Origin of the sequence: Maricaulis sp. (assembly GCF_017643475.1) — a bacterium.
Lineage (GTDB): Bacteria > Pseudomonadota > Alphaproteobacteria > Caulobacterales > Maricaulaceae > Maricaulis.
In genome coordinates this window covers 1,447,575-1,462,991 of sequence record NZ_JAEPNI010000001.1, presented here as the reverse complement: position 1 = coordinate 1,462,991, position 15,417 = coordinate 1,447,575, and the positions used below count along the sequence as shown (strand labels likewise).

Annotated in this window: 20 protein-coding genes; 10 read left to right on the top strand and 10 right to left on the bottom strand. The window is 59.1% G+C overall.

The genetic code is table 11. From position 1 onward, the window contains the following. Positions 1–109: 109 nt before the first annotated feature. From JJ889_RS07105 to JJ889_RS07090, 4 genes are all read left to right on the top strand, one after another. Positions 110–1,126: a DUF2336 domain-containing protein gene (locus tag JJ889_RS07105; protein WP_291893088.1), complete on the top strand. Its 1,017-nt coding sequence runs from the start codon at positions 110–112 to the stop codon at positions 1,124–1,126. 27 nt (positions 1,127–1,153) lie between these two features. Continuing rightward, the gene (locus tag JJ889_RS07100; protein ID WP_291893085.1) at positions 1,154–1,924 is read left to right on the top strand and encodes an NAD kinase; all 771 of its coding nucleotides are present in this window, start codon (positions 1,154–1,156) and stop codon (positions 1,922–1,924) included. Positions 1,925–1,998: 74 nt separating this feature from the next. Next, positions 1,999–2,502 (top strand): response regulator, encoded by a 504-nt coding sequence (locus JJ889_RS07095; RefSeq protein WP_291893083.1) that lies wholly within the window; start codon positions 1,999–2,001, stop codon positions 2,500–2,502. Positions 2,503–2,513: 11 nt separating this feature from the next. Next, positions 2,514–3,011: an Hpt domain-containing protein gene (locus JJ889_RS07090; protein WP_291893080.1), complete on the top strand. Its 498-nt coding sequence runs from the start codon at positions 2,514–2,516 to the stop codon at positions 3,009–3,011. A gap of 81 nt (positions 3,012–3,092) precedes the next feature. On the opposite strand, the gene JJ889_RS07085 is transcribed toward JJ889_RS07090, so the two are convergent. Then, positions 3,093–4,229 (bottom strand): DUF2336 domain-containing protein, encoded by a 1,137-nt coding sequence (locus JJ889_RS07085; RefSeq protein ID WP_291893077.1) that lies wholly within the window; start codon positions 4,227–4,229, stop codon positions 3,093–3,095. An 82-nt stretch (positions 4,230–4,311) separates the two neighbouring features. Then, the gene (locus JJ889_RS07080) at positions 4,312–5,130 is read right to left on the bottom strand and encodes a transglycosylase SLT domain-containing protein (protein WP_291893074.1); all 819 of its coding nucleotides are present in this window, start codon (positions 5,128–5,130) and stop codon (positions 4,312–4,314) included. 133 nt (positions 5,131–5,263) lie between these two features. Here JJ889_RS07080 and JJ889_RS07075 point away from each other — a divergent pair, with 133 nt between their 5' ends. Then, positions 5,264–5,653: a DUF6491 family protein gene (locus JJ889_RS07075; protein WP_291893071.1), complete on the top strand. Its 390-nt coding sequence runs from the start codon at positions 5,264–5,266 to the stop codon at positions 5,651–5,653. A gap of 77 nt (positions 5,654–5,730) precedes the next feature. On the opposite strand, the gene JJ889_RS07070 is transcribed toward JJ889_RS07075, so the two are convergent. After that, positions 5,731–6,633: a hypothetical protein gene (locus JJ889_RS07070; protein ID WP_291893068.1), complete on the bottom strand. Its 903-nt coding sequence runs from the start codon at positions 6,631–6,633 to the stop codon at positions 5,731–5,733. Positions 6,634–6,818: 185 nt separating this feature from the next. Here JJ889_RS07070 and JJ889_RS07065 point away from each other — a divergent pair, with 185 nt between their 5' ends. The 3 genes from JJ889_RS07065 (at position 6,819) to JJ889_RS07055 (ending at position 8,707) form a co-directional block, all read left to right on the top strand. Then, the gene (locus JJ889_RS07065) at positions 6,819–7,391 is read left to right on the top strand and encodes a PAS domain-containing protein (RefSeq protein WP_291893064.1); all 573 of its coding nucleotides are present in this window, start codon (positions 6,819–6,821) and stop codon (positions 7,389–7,391) included. Between the two features lie 56 nt (positions 7,392–7,447). After that, entirely contained in the window at positions 7,448–8,071 is a 624-nt protein-coding gene (locus JJ889_RS07060) for a PilZ domain-containing protein (protein WP_291893061.1), read from the top strand. Positions 8,072–8,182: 111 nt separating this feature from the next. Further along, positions 8,183–8,707, top strand: coding sequence for a DUF4339 domain-containing protein (locus JJ889_RS07055; protein WP_291893059.1), 525 nt, complete (start codon positions 8,183–8,185; stop codon positions 8,705–8,707). Here JJ889_RS07055 and JJ889_RS07050 read toward each other — a convergent pair. After that, positions 8,704–9,237 (bottom strand): gamma carbonic anhydrase family protein, encoded by a 534-nt coding sequence (locus JJ889_RS07050; protein ID WP_291893056.1) that lies wholly within the window; start codon positions 9,235–9,237, stop codon positions 8,704–8,706. The genes JJ889_RS07055 and JJ889_RS07050 overlap by 4 nt on opposite strands. 290 nt (positions 9,238–9,527) lie before the next feature. Between JJ889_RS07050 and JJ889_RS07045 the strand changes: the two genes are divergently transcribed. Together JJ889_RS07045 and JJ889_RS07040 are read left to right on the top strand one after the other, a co-directional pair. Then, the gene (locus JJ889_RS07045; RefSeq protein ID WP_291893053.1) at positions 9,528–10,292 is read left to right on the top strand and encodes a PhoH family protein; all 765 of its coding nucleotides are present in this window, start codon (positions 9,528–9,530) and stop codon (positions 10,290–10,292) included. Between the two features lie 104 nt (positions 10,293–10,396). After that, positions 10,397–10,783 (top strand): hypothetical protein, encoded by a 387-nt coding sequence (locus JJ889_RS07040; protein WP_291893050.1) that lies wholly within the window; start codon positions 10,397–10,399, stop codon positions 10,781–10,783. On the opposite strand, the gene JJ889_RS07035 is transcribed toward JJ889_RS07040, so the two are convergent. The 6 genes from JJ889_RS07035 to JJ889_RS07010 form a co-directional block, all read right to left on the bottom strand. Continuing rightward, positions 10,780–11,277 carry a hypothetical protein gene (locus tag JJ889_RS07035; RefSeq protein ID WP_291893047.1) on the bottom strand — a complete coding sequence of 166 codons (498 nt, stop codon included), beginning with the start codon at positions 11,275–11,277 and terminating at the stop codon, positions 10,780–10,782. The two genes, JJ889_RS07040 and JJ889_RS07035, sit on opposite strands and share 4 nt — an antisense overlap. Before the next feature lie 3 nt (positions 11,278–11,280). Continuing rightward, positions 11,281–12,849, bottom strand: coding sequence for an ABC transporter permease/substrate-binding protein (locus tag JJ889_RS07030; RefSeq protein WP_291893044.1), 1,569 nt, complete (start codon positions 12,847–12,849; stop codon positions 11,281–11,283). Next, positions 12,846–13,625, bottom strand: a complete 780-nt coding sequence (locus tag JJ889_RS07025; RefSeq protein WP_291893041.1) for an ATP-binding cassette domain-containing protein — start codon at positions 13,623–13,625, stop codon at positions 12,846–12,848. The genes JJ889_RS07030 and JJ889_RS07025 overlap by 4 nt, the downstream gene beginning before the upstream one ends. Further along, a complete protein-coding gene (locus tag JJ889_RS07020; RefSeq protein WP_291893038.1) occupies positions 13,618–13,845 on the bottom strand; it encodes a DUF3126 family protein in 228 nt (75 codons plus the stop codon). The genes JJ889_RS07025 and JJ889_RS07020 overlap by 8 nt, the downstream gene beginning before the upstream one ends. A gap of 102 nt (positions 13,846–13,947) precedes the next feature. Next, positions 13,948–14,763 (bottom strand): serine O-acetyltransferase, encoded by an 816-nt coding sequence (cysE, locus tag JJ889_RS07015; protein WP_291893036.1) that lies wholly within the window; start codon positions 14,761–14,763, stop codon positions 13,948–13,950. A gap of 18 nt (positions 14,764–14,781) precedes the next feature. Continuing rightward, positions 14,782–15,372 (bottom strand): NUDIX hydrolase, encoded by a 591-nt coding sequence (locus JJ889_RS07010; protein WP_291893032.1) that lies wholly within the window; start codon positions 15,370–15,372, stop codon positions 14,782–14,784. Between the last annotated feature and the right edge of the window lie 45 nt (positions 15,373–15,417).

Here is a 15,417-nt window from a genome sequence, read left to right as displayed (position 1 = left end):
GAATTAACAAGTTTTCAAACTGATCCGCGCTATCAGCAAGGTCGGGCAAAGAAATATATAGACATCAATGACAGCCAGTCCTGCACAAGCGCTTCAAGCTCTCGCAAAAATGCGTGACCCCGACAAGCGTCACCAGCTTGCATTGGGGGTAACGGATATGTGCATTGCCCAGAAGCTGTCGGACTCAGCTGAGCCCGTTGCCGGCGAGTTACTGGTTACGCTCTCTTCAACCTGCACCGAAGACACGCAAAAGGCCATGGCTGAAAAGCTGACCTCTTGCGAATGGGCGCCCCATGCGGCTCTGCGCTTCCTGGGCACGCGAGATATCGAGATTGCCAGCGTGATCATCAAGAAAGGTGACGGCCTGTCTGATGAGGACATGATCCACATCGCGCAGACCGCCTCCCCCTATCACCGTCTGATCCTGGCCAAACGTTCCAACCTGCGCGTCCGTGTCACTGATACCCTGGCGCAACCTGGCGAGGCCAATGTGCTTCGAGCGCTCGCCGACAATGACACAGCGGAGATTTCCGAAGGTACGCTGGAGATCTGCCTCACGGCGGCGCGCACCCACCCAAAGCTGCGCGAAGCGCTTGCCCGTCGCCACGACATCTCCACGGATTACGCGACGCAATTGTGCATCATGCTGCCGGAAAGCTGGCGCGAGGAACTCTGCCGCCGCTTCGGCCTGGACAAGACCAAGGTCGAGGAGCTGACGGTCGAGGCTGCACTCAAGATCTCCGACGAGGGTTCGGACAACGACGCCGCCGAACTGGTTCATGCAGCCAGGAAGGAAGGCCGCCTCAACGGTCAATACGCCCTTTCCGCCCTGAAGAAGGGCGAGGAAGCAGTCTTCGACCATGCTATCGCCGAGCTCTGCGAACTGACCGTCGCGCAATGGCGCGTCGCCCTGGCCATGGGCGGTGTCCGTGCTGCGGCCCTCGCCTGTCAGTCTGCAGGGCTGGATCGAACCGCTTACCCGATCGTTCACAAGGCTCTGCGCCACCTCGGGCGAATGCACCAGGCGCTCGAGGGCGATGCGATGTCCTCTGCGGCCAATGTCTTTCGTATGTACGGTCCTGAAAAAGCGGCCAAAGTCTTGCGTCAGATGGGTGGCAGGGTTTAATGGCCACTCACCAAGTGAGTGCGCAATTTGACCTCCAGACCCAGCCTAGCCTTTCTCGCCAGCCCCAAACCTGAAGCGAAAGCCGCGCGCCAGCGGCTTGAAGAGCGATATGGCTCCACATCTGTTTATGATGCCGACATAATTATCGCCCTGGGCGGCGACGGGTTGATGCTGGACGCGCTGCACACGGCAATCTCAACCGGCGCCAAGGTCTATGGCATGAATTTCGGCTCCGTCGGCTTCATGATGAATGACTATGCCGAGCACGATTTGCTGGAACGCCTGGCTCGCGCCGAGGCCGCCAGCATTCACCCCCTGCGTGCACGCGGCGAAGACGTGCACTGCAACAGGTTTGAAGCCCTGGCCATCAACGAGGTCTCCCTGTTGCGCGAGACGCGACAGACCGCCAAGATCAAGATCCGCATTGACGAAACCGACCGCCTCGCCGAATTGCAGGCCGATGGCGTACTGGTCGCAACTCCTGCCGGGTCAACGGCTTACAATCTTTCAGCCCACGGCCCGATCCTGCCTCTGGATTCGCGTGTCCTGGCTCTGACGCCGATCAGCGCGTTTCGCCCCAGACGGTGGCGCGGCGCACTCCTGCCACATACAGCGAAAGTCGGCTTCGAGATTTCCGAACCCAATCACCGACCGGTTTCCGCAGTCGCCGACAACAAGGAATTCCGTGAGGTCTGCAAGGTTGATGTCGAGGAAGCATCGGACATCACCCTGACCATGTTGTTTGATCAGGGATATAACCTTTCCGAACGCATCTTGGCAGAACAGTTCGAAAGTTAGTAAGCTTAGGCTGGTGTTAAGCACCGCGCGTTACGTTGTTTTCGGCTATCAATAGTGAGCCTGTGGACGTGACCTTGACGAGCAACATCAAAGAAAGCTGCGCTGGCAAGACCGTGCTCATTGTCGACGACAATGCAGCGCTGCGCGGATTATTGCGCGTGTCATTGCAGGCGTTTGGTGTCGCCAAGGTATTCGAGGCGGAATCTGTTGATGCCGCCCTCTCCCACCTAGATCGGCATCGCGTGGACCTGGTCGTCACCGACTGGAAGATGAGCCCGCGTACCGGACTGGACCTTGTCCGTGAGATCCGAAACCCACAGCTCTGCTCGGCGGCTTATGTGCCGATAATCATGCTGACAGCCTATTCCGACGGGGAACATATCCGCGCCGCCCGCCAGGCCGGCGCAAGCGCGTTCCTGGTCAAGCCTTTCACCTCCTCCAGCCTCGCTACGACGATCGTCGAGGCGCTCGAGGACGATAGAGTTTTCGTCAATACCAGCGACTATTTCGGACCCGACCGCCGAGCAGGCGAGCGTGCCGTGAATGAAACCGCACAACCCCTGCTCGCCGCCAGGTAAGAGGAAAAATTATGTCCAAACCGAACCAGGATGTTGAAATCGTCAACCCGCCGAACATGCTGCAGATCAAGATCGGTGGCCCGATCAGTGCCGGCGACCTGCACCTGATCGAAAAGGCTGAGGATGCCATCAAGGATCTTCGCCATGAATTTGGCGCCTGGCTCGAGGAAGAGGTCCAGAAGCTGGAAGACGCGGCGAAACTCGTTCGCGAAAAAGGGCTCAAAGGAGATGAAGGCGAACAGCTCTTTATCTGTGCCCACGACCTGCGTGGCGTCGGCTCGACCTATGAATTCCCGATCATCACGCGGCTGGCGGCATCGCTGACCAAGCTCATCGACATGGATGAGAAACGCCAGAAAGCTTCCAAAGCTCTTGCGCTGGCACATGTAGACGCCATTCGCGCAGCACTGAGCCAGAATATTCGCGATACAAATGATGCTGTAGCCGCCGCTCTGGCCGGAGAGCTGGAAGTCCAGTCCACCGAGTTTGCCAAGCCGTGGGATGATTGATCGCATACGCTGTCAGATCACCGAAACAAACAAGGGCGCCTCTTCGGGCGCCCTTTTTGATGTCGATCATATCTTGTGGGATCAGCTGGCCTCGCTGTACTCCGCCGGCTCGCCATGAAGACGGTCGAGCACATAATCGAGATCTTCTTCCGGAATGCCCTGGAACCGGGTAATGGCACGCTCGGCGAGAACGGCCTGGAAATGCTCCCGCCCCTGCTTGTCGTGCGGCATCTCCATGGAATGGAAAATATCGATCGCAGCACGGAAAGCCGGATAAAGACGCGGCGGCATGCCCGTGCGGTCATAAACAGCGCGCAGACCCAACGGGCCAGCATCGTGTACCAATAACCATGCTCGCGCATGCGTGACACCAGCCAGCTCGGCAAATGCGTGCTCAACAAAGGCAACATGGCCCCGCAACATCGACCGCAGCACAAGCGACGGGGTCAGTCGGCCATTCATGCGCAATTGCTGCACGAAATGCTGCGGATCATGTGCAAGGCCTGCCTGGTCAACCAGGTCGACAGTCGCGCGCTCACGGGCGTTTTCCGCCAGTTCTACAGCAAGCTGCGGCGGCAATGCATGTTTCTCGACGAGACGCTGCATCGCCTCGTCACTGATGTGGGCAATGAGTTTCTCGGTGACAGAAAGCGGCAGCGTTGAACGCGCAACAAAAGCTTCCATCACGCCCTGGTTCTCGCAAAACTGCGTAAACGCTTTTTCATAAGCGTTTTGACTGAAGTCAGCACCGTCATTGCTGGCCGCAATGCCAACAGCCTTCTCATCGCCCTTGTCGATGATTGCCTCGACGACAATGCTCGGAACGTGCTCGCGTGCAGCAATGGCACACAATTTTCCGCCTTGGGATGTCTCCACGAGACGGGTCAGATCGTCCTCGTCAAGCACCGGCGAGGACAGCAGGATCGGCGTCGCCACTTCCTCAACATCAGCGGCCAGGCGCAAGGCGATATCGTGGGGCAGGTTTTTGGACTGCCGCAAGGTCACAGCCAGCGACCGTCGAACCAACTCCGCAGAATCCTGGATAATCAGCTGCAGAATTCCACTGGCTGCCTGGTTTTCTTCGCCCTGCAGGGGTGCCGCATCGATCAGGCGACAAATTTTTCGAGCAGCATTGGCACGTTCGTCATCATCACCACCCTTAACAAGGCGGCGGATGTCGGTGTCTGTCAGTCGATTTCGAAGCGCAACTACAGCCATGGCGGTCTCACAAGATAAGGATCTGGCAAGAGATTAGCCGCAGCATGCTTAACGAAACCTTGTCAAGACACAGTGTTCAGCGTCAGACGTCACGCTGGCGCGCAGCGAGGGGCACATCTAGAGACGCAAGGATTTCCACCAGCGTCGGTGTCAGCTCACCACCGGAAGACGCGAACGAGCCTGAACTCATCACGCCGAAACTGCGCGCGATAGCGGGGACGGCCGCCGCGATATTGTCGTGGCGGTGAGCCGCCGCAGAGGTGGCTCCAGCGGGCTGAGCCTCGGCCAGTGCGCGCTCTGCCTCGCCGGTCAAACGCCCCAGCAGATGAGCCGCACTCACTGGACGAGCACCATCATGAAACATGTTGCGATTGGCCGCCGCTGCGGCCGGAAACAGGTGTGAGGCTGATTGCTGCGGGTTGTCCCGAACCGCCTCGATGAGGTCGGCAGCGCCGCTGGCACCCAGGAAATGCGCAGCATAGAGCTCGCCGGATGTCGCCGGACGCCCAACCCGGTTCTCGATGATTTGGCCATTCTCTGCGGCCAGCTCGCCCGCCATGAGCGCGGCTGCATCGGCGTTGAATCGCAAATCCAGGATCTGCTGACGTGCCGCGCTGTCAGTGACCTCGAACCGCCCGTCCGCGCTACGCTCGATCTGCGCTGCGAGATCGGAGAAACCATGGCTGTCGCCATGGCGTTGCATCATGCCGAGCCAAGTTTGTTCGATAAACTGGAACATGCCCGCAGCGCTGGACGTCCGGGCCTGAGCCTCTGGGTCGAAATTGCTCTCCCGGGCAGCGGTACGAGCGAGATACTCGAAATCGGCCCCGGTTTCGCGCGCAGCCTGGCGGATTACGGTGTTGAACCCGCGCATGTCGAGATTTTCGATGCGATCGACCATGCCGACCTCCAAGAGATTCGAATCGCGTAGATGGTCCTGCCAATCGAGCTAATCTCTCGTTAACGCAGTTTGATTCCCGTGGTTTCCCCCGTATACTCATCTTTGAGGGACGATTTTTTGGAGACATAAGATCGTGAAGATAAAAAGTATTCTATCCGCCGCGGCCCTGGCTGCCGTAGTTCTGGCGATGCCCGCCAGCGCGGATCGGGTTCGCCTGGTCAATATCAACTCATACACCGTCGTCGACAATGAACACCTTATCCTGCGAGGTGGTGTCAGCCGCTATTATCTCGTGACATTGACCCACCGCTGTTACGGCCTGCGGGGCGGAATGCAGGTAGGAACCAGCCTGCCCACTACCGGCACTGTGTTTTCACCTCGTAGCGAATACATCGTCACCCGTGACCATGAACGTTGCTATATCGAGACGATCGAGGAAGTCGAGGATCGAGAGACGGCGCTGGAGCTCATCGAACAGCGTGCCGAGGCAACGGAAGCTGCCGAGGATGAAGTCGAGTCCTGATCTGAACAACAACACCTGTGAATCAAAAACGCCGGCCTGATAGGCCGGCGTTCTCATTTTCAGCTCATGAGCGCTAATTAGCGATATCCACCAACACCACCATCCAGCATCAGCGTCATGGAAATCGACTCACGGCTTTCCGTGCGAACTTCGCGGCGCATCTGTTCGAAATACCGCTCCTCACGGCGCATGAAAATCAGCTTCTCGCCCGGGCCGAACCGGCGCAACAGGGAGCGTTCATTGCAATTGCGGCGCGGCTCCTGGGTCGAGCAGTAGAGCTGACCGCCCGGCATATGGCGAAGTGCCTCCCCCTTGCGACACATAATCGTTGCACCGTCTTCCCAGACACTGTTGCCATCGGAATGCCAGCCAACAGTCACCTGCATCGCCGTACCAGCCATACAGCGAAAAAGCTCACCGTCATAAACCGCATCGACGCGAGACTCGCCATCGACCTGTGAGGCCGGGTGCGGTGTGCCATTATCATCCACACAGACAGCCCGAACGACACGCCATTCCTCGATGATACGTGTGCGCTCTTCCTCGTAGTACTCCCAGGCCTCTTCCTCGCGTTCGACCACATTGAGCCCGGCAATCGCCGTCGCGGCCGGTGCCGTGGTGTTGCTGTAATAGGAACCGCCACCCACAAAGGTGATTGCGCCAGCGCCTGCATTGGCCGCGGCATTGGCATTCACATTCGCGGTCGCGTTGACGTTGGCGTTGACATTGGCCGTGATGTTCACGCCGGCATGCACATTGACACCGACATTGATATTGCCGCCATGCACATTGATGTTCGGAACGTTCACCGTATGGCCGCCACCGTGATCGCAACAGTGAGTCGGCGGAGGCGGTGGTGGTGCCGGGTGACAGCAATCCTGCGCAAGGGCGGTCGCGGCCCCGAATCCGGTCGGTGCTGCAACAACTGCAAATGCAGCGCTGGCTGCAATCATAAAAGCGTGCCGTGCTGAAACGCTCATGGCGAGGCTCCTTTAATCCTGCGCCTGTCCATGCAATCCCCGGGCCGGTTTCAGCACCACTCCGCTCGCCCATATCGGGAAGCTGGAAATCCGCAATTCCCGTCTCGCGGGTATGGCCCCGATCTTGAAGCTGGGCGACTGCGAAGGGCGTTAAGCCCTGCCATGCGACGACAGCGGAGTGCGAGATGAAACACGCTCAATCGAGAGCCCTGCACAGCTATTGGCAGACATTGCGAATGTCTGGCCGGGCAGCGGGGATGACACCGGAGCGTTCTGATGTGGAACCCCAGGATATCGCCTCATTGCTGGGTTACGTCTTCATGCTGCGCCGCATAGACCAGAGCCATCATGTCTTTCGCCTTGCAGGTACGCATTTCTGTCAGCTGTATCAGCGCGAGTTTCGCGACCAGAACTTCCTGAGCCTGTGGCGCGGACATGATGCGACACATATCCAGGCCCTGCTGGAATCGACCTTGTCCGGCGCATCACCTTCCTCGGTCGTGGCACGCGCCTCCTCGATCGACATGCACCAATTGCCGGTGGAGATCAGCTTCTTCCCGCTGAAGGGGCCAGAGGGTGTCGTCGACCGTATACTCGGTCTTTATCAGCCGCTGGATGACGCCGACGGGTTTGACAACCGCCCTGTCGTGCGCACAGGCCTGCGCGAAATTCGTCCGCCAGCCGTGCCTGGACACCTGTTCGGCGTTTCACAACGAGACATGCGTTCAGCGCGGGAAATGATCGCAAACGACCGATAGTAGCAAAGGGTTTTTAACCCCTCTTCGCTAAACCTGATCCGCGCATGGAGAAGGCCATGGCGGAAGAGCCGAACCGACTTGATCGTCGCAAAATCCGGATTGCTGCCCGCGGGGCTGCCGAAAGACGGCGGCACGCCCGTCTTCCGCTGCGCCTTCATGGCCGTTTCTGGAGCGAGACTCTTGGAGAGCATGCCTGCCGTCTGATCGATATTTCTCCCGGCGGAGCGCGCGTCATGTCACGCGCCCTGCCTGCCAGTAATCAGCGTATCATTCTGATGATCAACGGCATTGGTCGCATGGAAGGTGTGGTCGTGCGCAGCGATGGCGACGAGTTCAGCTTGCGCTTCAGCGCCACCGACCGGAAACGGGACAAGCTGGCCGACACCATTACCTGGCGTTTCAACAAGGATCGCCTTGGTCTGGATGAAGATCGCCAAGCGCCGCGCAAGCCTGGGCGCGGTCGTGCCAAGATACGTTTCGCCGACGGCGTGGTGATTCACGCCAACGTTCTCGATGTCTCGGTGACCGGCGCTGCCTTCGAATGCCTGGAACGCCCCAAGGTCAATGAACCTGTCAGGGTTGGCGAGATGTCCGGGCGTGTGGCGCGCATTCTGGACAATGGCTTCGCGGTGGTGTTCGATCCACCCGAGGCCTTGAGAGACGGAGGACAGGCTGCCTGACGGGCAGTAATCACCCAATCCTTGAAGGGTTGAATTTTTCTGGGCTGTGGCCAGATTCTTGCCGCAAGTCTGTGTATGATAGTTTGAGTACTCGGTGCGAAAGAGGTCGATATGCCTCGCGATGATGGAATCGCAATGTCCTGGTTTGTGAAAGTTGAGGGCCGTGTCTACGGACCCTATACGCCGCCGCAAATGCGCGCCTTCGTAGGTGAAGGCCGGATTGCGTCGCATTCCATGGTCGCTGCCGACAAGGAAGGCGAGTTTGCCCCGGCCGCTGATATCGAGGAAATGAAATCCTGGTTCGGCGAATCGGATGGCGGCACTGTCGTCGAAAAGCGCGTCACCCCAGGTGCCCGGCCTGCGAATTTTGTCATCATCACCGAGATTACCTCGGAGAACGGCGCCGACTTCCGCTCCTCCCTCGCTGCTTACGGCGATGTAGAAACGGTCACACCGGGCGTTTGGCTGCTTCGCGGCCCGACCACGGCGGCCGTGCTGCGCAACGAGCTCAGCCATGTACTTGATCGTGATGACAAGCTGCTGATCATCGACGCCTCCCACGACCGTGCGGCGTGGTTCAACCTGGGCAGCGAGGCGGACCAGAATATCCGCGATCTGTGGGGCCGCGCGAACTAGTAGTCCAGACGCCTCAGTTCAGCTGAATGACGCTGTGAGTTCTCGACATAATGTTCGGCGGACATTTTCAACATGGCCGCCGTGTCATCATCCAGCGTTCGGATTACACGCCCCGGCGAGCCGACCACAAGTGAATTGTCCGGGATCTCCTTGCCTTCGGGAATCAACGCGCCTGCGCCAATAATGCAATTCTTCCCGATCCTTGCCTTGTTGAGGACAATGGCACCGATACCGATCAGTGAATTGTCACCGATTTCACACCCGTGAAGCATGACCTGGTGACCGACCGTCACCCGCTTGCCGATCTTCATGTGGATGCCGAAATCCGTGTGCAGGACGGCTAGATCCTGGATGTTAGTGTCCTCACCGATCTCGATCCGGTCGGTATCGCCGCGCACGACACAGCCATACCAGATGCTCGCATTCTCATGCAGGACAACATCGCCGATAACAGTGGCGTTGTCGGCGATCCAGTAGTTTCCGCTCTCCGGCAGAACCGGTCGCGACTCACCCAATGCATAAATTGCCATCCGTGTCGGCCCCCAAAGTTTTATGAAATTCGCGCGACAAACGCGTTCAGATCTTCTTCACTGAGTTACACTCAGACTGTAGTCACGATTCGAGGCGTGGTCCCGGATCGTATCGGTCACTCTAGCAGGAGGTCTGCAGGTCGGCATGCCCGATTATCGCGTCAGTCCGCCCCCCGGTTACGGCCACACGCCGCAGAAACTGCCGGAGTCTTCCGAAATTTCATCAACGCAACGCGTTTTCGCCCCTCTGCCCTCGGCTGAGGGGTTTTTCATGTGTGGAGGTTCCAGCCATGGCCAAACGATCCGTCAAACGTCGCCTGAAAGCCGGAGAGTTCAACAGCAAGCACTATGAGTCGGAGAAGGCGAAGATCCAGTCACTCTTTCCCGGGACACACTGGTCCCCCGACGACAAGGAGCCCATGCGTGACCAGAGGTTTGTGAAGAAGGTCAAACCCAGATCAGCCGGCCAGGAAAAACTGATGAAAGCCATCGACGAGAAAAATCTCGTCCTGGCCCTTGGCCCCGCAGGCACTGGCAAGACCTATCTCGCCGTTGCCAAGGCCGTCGAGGCGCTCGAAGCCGGCAAGGTCAGCCGGATCGTCCTGTCACGGCCCGCGGTCGAGGCCGGAGAATCAATCGGCTTCCTGCCCGGTGCCATGGAAGAGAAACTCGCCCCCTATCTGCGCCCCCTCTATGACGCCCTCGCCGACCGGCTTTCCCCGAAAAAGCTAAAGGCCATGATGGCCGAAGGTGTGATCGAGATCGCTCCGATCGGCTATATGCGAGGTCGCACGCTGAACAATGCCTTTGTCGTCGTCGATGAGGCGCAGAACTGTACCTATGGTCAGCTGAAAATGCTGCTCACCCGGCTCGGCTGGAACTCCACAATGGTCGTCACCGGTGATCCGGCGCAATCCGACCTCCTGCCGGAAATGTCGGGTCTGGCGACGATCGCCGACAAGATGGACGAGCTTGAGGATGTCGGTGTCAGCCGCCTCGAATCCAAGGACATCGTCCGCCACCCGCTCGTCGCGACGATGTTGACTGTACTGTGATCCTGTAGCGCAGGAGTGCGGCGATTAATCGCCGCACTTTTTTTGCGGATGATCTTGAACGACTGACCTATCCGGCTAGGATTAAAGCAAGTCGGAGACCTTGAATGCCCTACGAACGTGTATTCGTACCCGAGGCAAAACGGTTCGAGACCCGCTTTTTCGGACGGGTCCCGGTTGACGAGATTGTGCGCAATTACATGGAAATGATCCAGTCCGACGAATGGTCGTCCGAGGTCGTACGCTTGATCATTGTGGAACAGGGAGCGGATCTGAGCGACCTCACCTACGAGGTGTTCGAAAACCGCTTCATCAAACTGCTCCAGGACACTGCTCACATCGCCGGCCCGCCCAACAAGAATGCCTGGGTAATCGAATCGGAGGGAACCATGCCGATTGTTCAGACATGGCAACTGATGCCTGCGGCACAGAAACTGGATGTGTTCGGAGTATTCGGCACGCGTTGTGAGGCACTCGAATGGCTTGACACCTAGTGAACCGTTACCCTTCGCTGGCGATATTTCACCAGCTTCCGTAAGGTTAGCGGATGGCGTTCGCGCGGATTCAGGCCCATTCTTCGCATCTGTTGTTCGGCGTTATCACGTTTTGAGCGCGCCCGGAGAAACTGGATCACCAGATAGCCGCCCAGCGCCACATAGGCCACGTATTCCATGATGGAATAATAATTCGGCATGAAGACCCAGATCAGCAAGGCCGCAATGCCCGCCAGGATGATGTCGAGTGGCAGGCTTTCTGCGGCATTGAAGTAAGCCACAGCTGGAAAAAGCTGGCGATCGATATCCCCTTCCGGGTCGATGCGTTCGAGCAGGCTTTCAAACTCCGCGGCCTGCTGGGTGTAGGTCTTGTTGAGGATGGTCTCTGGCGTGATTTCAGGCGCATGTGGTGGAATGTCCTTGTTCAGCTCCATGCAGGCGCGCATCAGCCATTCCGCATCCTGAAGCCGACCATGTCCGAGAAATCCACTCACGCCCTACTCCGTCACCTGTTCATACAGCCAGCTTGCCGCCTGTTGCGGGGTCTGGCGCTCGAGATCCGCAAGGCGGTTGGCTTCCCGCATATCGTCATCGCTGATCGATCCGACAAGCCCCGCCAGTGCATCAGCAAGCCCCGGCCTCTCCGCAGCCTCCGGTGACAACAGGATAACGGCGTCATAAGGCGGTAAAATTCCACGTGGATCGGCCAGGACAACAAGATCATAGGCAGCGATACGACCATCAGTGGTGTAGGCGCTGATGACATCCACCTGGCCGTCTCGCACCGCGTCATACATGAAAGTCGCATCCATCGCCCGGGTCGAGATCGCCCCCAGGCCATAAGCATCGCGCGTGTTGATCCATTCCGAGCGCGTGAACACCTCCGCGTCGCCGCCGACTTCCAGGGCCCCAGCGTGGACTGCCAGATCGGCCAGGGAACGAATGCCCAGCGCCTCGGCCTGGTCCGCCCGCATGGCGAAACCATAGGCGTTTTCAAATCCCATGCGCCCCAGCGTCAGAATGCCGTGCTCCTCGCGCAGATACGCCGCCATTTCCACAAACATGGCATGGCGGTTGATTGGCTCATCACGGGCCATCACCGTCGCCCAAATGGTGCCGGTGTAATCGATATAGGCGTCGATCTCGTTATTGCGCAGGGCATCGAAGGCAATAATGGAGCCCAGATTGTCCAGGCGCTCTACCTCTGCGCCGGCATCTACGAGCACCTGCTCCATCAGCTCGGCGAGAATGTACTGTTCGGTAAAGGCCTTTGCGCCAAGGCGAACAATCTCGTCATCAAGAGCGCCCTCTTCCGCCCGGACACTGGCGAACTGCTGGCTGATCTGCGGCTGTGCCGGCGGGGTGAATTCGACGAAACGCGGCAACACCGAAGCCACGACCAGTGCGCTGAGAAGCGCACCAACCTGCACTGCCAGCATCTTCCGGCGGTCCCGGGCGGCGACTTCCAGCAGGCGGATGAGCTGGTCCAGCACCACGGCCAGACCAGCCGCAAACAGGCAGCCGAACACTACAGACAGCCAGTTGCGGGTCTGCAGCCCGGCAAAGATGTAGTTTCCAAGGCTGGGCGCGCCAACGGGGGTTGCAAGGGTCGCAGCCCCGACCACCCAGACAATGGATGTCCGGACCCCCGCAACGATGAACGGCAGAGCCAGCGGCAATTCAATCTGCCATAACCGCTGTTTCTGCGTGAGCCCCAGCCCTCGGGCCGCTTCCACAACACCTGGCTCGACACCTTGGAGCCCCACCACTGTGTTCCTCAGTATCGGCAGGATTGAATACAGCATCAGCGCCATGAAGGCCGGCGCATAGCCGATTGTCCCACCCAGAAGCGGCACCATCAATGCCAGCAGGGCCAGACCGGGGATGGTCTGGATCACACCGGCGATGTTGAGGACAGCCGCGGCAAAACGCTTTCGCGGCGCCGCGAATACGCCCAGCGGCAGGCTGATCGCCAGCCCGACGAGGATCGCGGAGAGCGACAACAGGACATGCCCTGACAGAAGGTCTGGCAGCTCGTTGAGACGTTCGGCAAGGTTCTCGTTCATCCGCCCAGCTCCGCAATGGCACGCATCTGGCGACGCGGCGTGTCCAGCAGACCGGCGACATAGTCGTCAGCCGGCTCTGCCAGCAATTGCGACGGCGTTCCGCTCTGGACAAACTGCCCGTCGCGCATCACGGCGATCTCGTCTGCCAGGATCAGGGCCTCGGCCATGTCATGCGTGACAAGCACGGCGGAAAAGCCCAGCTCTGACTGAAGACGTTTGAAATCACGTTGCAAATCGTCACGGGTCAGTGGATCAAGCGCGCTGAAGGCTTCATCCATCAGGACCAGGTCCGGCTTGCCGGCCAGGGCCCGGGCAAATCCGACACGCTGTCTCTGGCCGCCGGATAATTCGTGGGGATAACGCTCACCAAACGCCTCAACATCCAGCTGGACCAACTGCATCATCTCGCGCACTCGCAGCTCCGTCGTGGCGATATCCCACTCCAGCAGGCGCGGCACGACCGCGATATTCTGGCGAACGGTGAAATGAGGAAACAGGCCATCGCCCTGCATCACCCAGCCGATCTGGCGGCGCAGGCGAAAGGCGTCGAACTGGCGGACATCCGCCCCCTCATAAACGATCGAACCGCCCGAAGGTTCCTCCAGGCGGTTGATGAGTTTCAGCAATGTTGTCTTGCCGCATCCTGACGTTCCCGTCAGGGCCAGAAGCTTGCCCTCATCCAGAGACAGCGAAACATCGCGAACGGCTTTGATCCCACCCGCATACTGTTTCGATACGCCTCGCAGTTCGAGGACCGGCTTGGCAGACTTACTCAAGTTCTTCGAGATCGATGTCCAGAATGGTGATTTCGAAGGAGTAGGACGTCTCGCCCTCATCGATGATCTTGGAGACCACACCCAGGCATTCATCGCCAATGTGGATTTCGGCACATTCGTCCGGACGATTGCGACGCTGGACCTGCAGATCCGGATTCAGCTTGCCGCAAAGGAATTGCTGGAGTTTGACCGCCTCGATCGGCGTGATGTTCTTGTCCACGGGAGCTCTCCAAGTGGGGGATTCGTTTGGTGCGTAACTAAGCGCACCCGTACCGGGCGCGTCCAGAGCCAAGCTTCATTTACAGATGACAAACAGCCGTGCCTAGTCCGGCAGGCGCTGATCCATCGAACGCGCCGGCTGCGGGCAGCAATCGCCGACTATCTTCGCCGGCACCCCTGCGACGGTACAGCCCGCCGGGATCGGCTTGAGCACAACGGACCCGGCAGCAATACGCGCGCCGTCACCGATCTCGATATTGCCCAACACCTTGGCGCCCGCACCAATGAGGACGCCACGACCGACTTTCGGATGGCGATCTTCATGCGCAGCACCGGTTCCGCCAAGCGTCACCTCGTGCAGCAGCGAGCAATCATCTCCGATCACAGCGGTTTCACCGATCACGACAGAGGTCGCGTGGTCGATCATGACACCCTGGCCGATCCGGGCCGCCGGGTGGGCGTCAACGCCAAAACGTTCCGACACTCGGCTTTGCAGGTGAAAGGCCAGGGTTTCACGTCCCTCGCCCCACAGCCAATGAGCGACACGGTGGGCCTGCAGCGCGTGATAACCTTTGAAATAAAGGAAGGGCTGCAGGAAACTCCTGCAAGCCGGGTCGCGCTCCTCGACAGCCATCATGTCGGCCGCGGCCTGCTCAACAATCTTCGTATCGCCTTCAAGCGCCGCCTCAGCAACATCGCGGGCCAGCATCATGTCCAGCTGAGCATCGGCCAGTTTGGAAGCCAGGCGATAAGCCAGCGCATGCGCAAAATGGTCGTGGCGCAGAACGGCCGCATTGAGAAAACTGGCAAGGATCGGCTCTTCCGCAGCTGCAGCAGCAGCTTCGACGCGCAAGCGCGCCCAGGCGGAGTCGACACCAGAGCGTGCCGCGATCGGGCTTTCGCTTTCAGAGAGTGACATTCCTGGCTCCTCCTTCCGTCAGCCCTGCAGCATGGCACGGGCAAGCTCCGGCTCCAATAAACCTTCCCGAGCCATGTAGTAAGCCTTGAAGACCATTACCAGTGTAAGGGAATCAGAGATTTTTCCGGACTGGCATTCAACCAGCAGGTCCCGAAAGGCGATGCGGCGCGTTTGCAGGACTTCGGACGGATCAGGGTTAGCCCTGCCCGGCTCCAGCCCGGTGGCGACAAACCCCGTTCCGGTTTCATCGCTGATCGAGTTGGACAATTCCAGCCGCAGTATTTCCTGCCAGTGTTTTGCCCGATAACCGGTTTCCTCCTCCAGCTCACGGGCCGCTTCCTCGCGTTGGTCAGCGGCAGGATTGCCGCCACCTTCCGGCAATTCCCAGCTGTAATGGTCATTGGGAAAACGATGCTGGCCAACCAGGAGGGTGTCGCCATTCTCGAACAGAGGCAAAACAGCAAGCGCTCGTGTCTGGAAGTGAACAACTCCGTAGAGCGCAGGCGCTCCATCCGGACGCGTTGCATCGAACTCGTCGACCCGCATCCAGGCATTTTCATATTTCACTTCAACGCCGTGGACCTGCCACGGACCGCGCTTCTCGCTCATCTCGAACTCCCGCTTCCAAGGGCAGCTCTATTGAGGTTGAAAGCA

What these genes read in the sequence shown, in the direction of transcription:
- JJ889_RS07065 (WP_291893064.1), top strand. Translation starts at nt 6,819, where the DNA reads ATGAAACACGCTCAATCGAGAGCCCTGCACAGCTATTGGCAGACATTG.
- JJ889_RS07080 (WP_291893074.1), bottom strand. Translation starts at nt 5,130, where the DNA reads ATGGTCGATCGCATCGAAAATCTCGACATGCGCGGGTTCAACACCGTA.
- JJ889_RS07105 (WP_291893088.1), top strand. Translation starts at nt 110, where the DNA reads ATGCGTGACCCCGACAAGCGTCACCAGCTTGCATTGGGGGTAACGGAT.
- JJ889_RS07030 (WP_291893044.1), bottom strand. Translation starts at nt 12,849, where the DNA reads ATGAACGAGAACCTTGCCGAACGTCTCAACGAGCTGCCAGACCTTCTG.
- JJ889_RS07085 (WP_291893077.1), bottom strand. Translation starts at nt 4,229, where the DNA reads ATGGCTGTAGTTGCGCTTCGAAATCGACTGACAGACACCGACATCCGC.
- JJ889_RS07070 (WP_291893068.1), bottom strand. Translation starts at nt 6,633, where the DNA reads ATGAGCGTTTCAGCACGGCACGCTTTTATGATTGCAGCCAGCGCTGCA.
- JJ889_RS07090 (WP_291893080.1), top strand. Translation starts at nt 2,514, where the DNA reads ATGTCCAAACCGAACCAGGATGTTGAAATCGTCAACCCGCCGAACATG.
- JJ889_RS07050 (WP_291893056.1), bottom strand. Translation starts at nt 9,237, where the DNA reads ATGGCAATTTATGCATTGGGTGAGTCGCGACCGGTTCTGCCGGAGAGC.
- JJ889_RS07010 (WP_291893032.1), bottom strand. Translation starts at nt 15,372, where the DNA reads ATGAGCGAGAAGCGCGGTCCGTGGCAGGTCCACGGCGTTGAAGTGAAA.
- cysE (WP_291893036.1), bottom strand. Translation starts at nt 14,763, where the DNA reads ATGTCACTCTCTGAAAGCGAAAGCCCGATCGCGGCACGCTCTGGTGTC.
- JJ889_RS07060 (WP_291893061.1), top strand. Translation starts at nt 7,448, where the DNA reads ATGGCGGAAGAGCCGAACCGACTTGATCGTCGCAAAATCCGGATTGCT.
- JJ889_RS07040 (WP_291893050.1), top strand. Translation starts at nt 10,397, where the DNA reads ATGCCCTACGAACGTGTATTCGTACCCGAGGCAAAACGGTTCGAGACC.
- JJ889_RS07055 (WP_291893059.1), top strand. Translation starts at nt 8,183, where the DNA reads ATGCCTCGCGATGATGGAATCGCAATGTCCTGGTTTGTGAAAGTTGAG.
- JJ889_RS07045 (WP_291893053.1), top strand. Translation starts at nt 9,528, where the DNA reads ATGGCCAAACGATCCGTCAAACGTCGCCTGAAAGCCGGAGAGTTCAAC.